The sequence below is a fragment of the Brachyspira catarrhinii genome, assembly GCF_005518285.1.
Taxonomy (GTDB): domain Bacteria; phylum Spirochaetota; class Brachyspiria; order Brachyspirales; family Brachyspiraceae; genus Brachyspira; species Brachyspira catarrhinii.
Map to the genome: position 1 here is coordinate 1 of NZ_SJDU01000519.1, position 1317 is coordinate 1317.

Annotated in this window: 2 protein-coding genes; both read left to right on the forward strand. The window is 29.3% G+C overall.

From position 1 onward, the window contains the following. The first annotated feature begins 175 nt into the window (after window positions 1-175). On the forward strand, window positions 176-967 hold the full coding sequence (locus EZH24_RS12010) for a hypothetical protein (RefSeq protein ID WP_137999306.1): 792 nt from the start codon (window positions 176-178) through the stop codon (window positions 965-967). A 30-nt stretch (window positions 968-997) separates the two neighbouring features. Then, the coding region (locus EZH24_RS12015; RefSeq protein ID WP_137999307.1) for a hypothetical protein at window positions 998-1317 on the forward strand (320 nt) is incomplete at its 3' end.

Sequence of the window (1317 nt, forward strand, 5' to 3'; positions counted from 1 at the left end):
AATGGCTTGAGCAAGATTTAGAAAAAAGTATGGAAGGTTTGGAAGAAGAGGATAAGACTATAATACTAAGAAATGTAAATGAAGCTTTAAAAGAAACTAAAAACGAACATTTAAAAATATTTGAAAAATATGAAAGAATGAAAGAAGAAAACAATAATTAAATTGGGGGAATAGTATGTCAAAAGAAATAAAAAATAATAAATATGATTTAACTACGGAAGAAGGAAGAGAAGCACTAATACAAGAAACAGCTGATGATATAAGAGATAATTCTTTAATAGGAGCTATAGAGTTTTCAGAAGGTTATGACAAAGTAGAAATAAATACAGATCATAAAGAAGTAAATGCTTTAAAAGAATATATAACATCAGATATAGATGATGAGAAAGATGAAGATGTAAAAAAAATGGTAGCTACTGCAATATATATAGCAGCTCAAAAAGGCTATTTAGGTGATGAAATGAAAGATAAAAATCCTGATGATATTGCCCGTATAGTTGATAATTCTTTAACTACTACAAAGGCTGCATATAAAGTTGCTAAATGTGAAATAGATGCAGAAGAAGTAGTTAATTATGTGGTTGATAGAACCACAGCACAAGTTGGCGAGATAGTAAGTACAAAGATAGAAGATTCAGCAACATCTACAGGAACAGCTATTGGTACAAAAATAGGTGAAAAAGCAGGAAAATCTGTTGGTGAGGCAATAGGAAAACATATAGGCGGTGCAATAGGTTCATCAATAAAAAAAGCTTTAGGTCCTATAGGAGCTGCAGTGGGAGCAGTTGTGGGGGCAGTGGCTGGAAGTACTGTAGGAAAAGCTACAGGAGGAGCTATTAAGAATGGAGTTGAAATAGTAGGTAAAGCAGTAAAAACTTTAGGACATACTATATTCAAAGCAGCTAAAGCTGTCAAAAATTTTGTAAGTAGTGCATCTGACTCTTTATTTGGCTGGCTTTTCCAATAATATGTGTTTTATATGAGGTAAAAAACAATAATGAAAAAAATGAAATTCGCTTTGCTTTTAGGAGATAAACCCTGCAGAAGTTTAGAAGATGTTATAGAAAATTTCAATGCAGAGGATATTATAAAAAATTTTGATAATGGTGTTTTACTAAGATGGTTTAAAACTTATGATTTAGATGAATTATATAATAAAGCTATTTCAATAGATAAAGATTCAGTAACAAAATTAAATGATTTATTAGATTTATTTTTTGATGATACTGCAAAAAAAGAAGAATTACTAAATAAATATAAAAAAGAGGAAAGAGAAAAAATAATACATCAAGAAGAAGCTAGAAAAAATTATAAATA

Coding starts and splice junctions, on each gene's coding strand:
- EZH24_RS12010 (WP_137999306.1), top strand. CDS start 176: ATGTCAAAAGAAATAAAAAATAATAAATATGATTTAACTACGGAAGAA.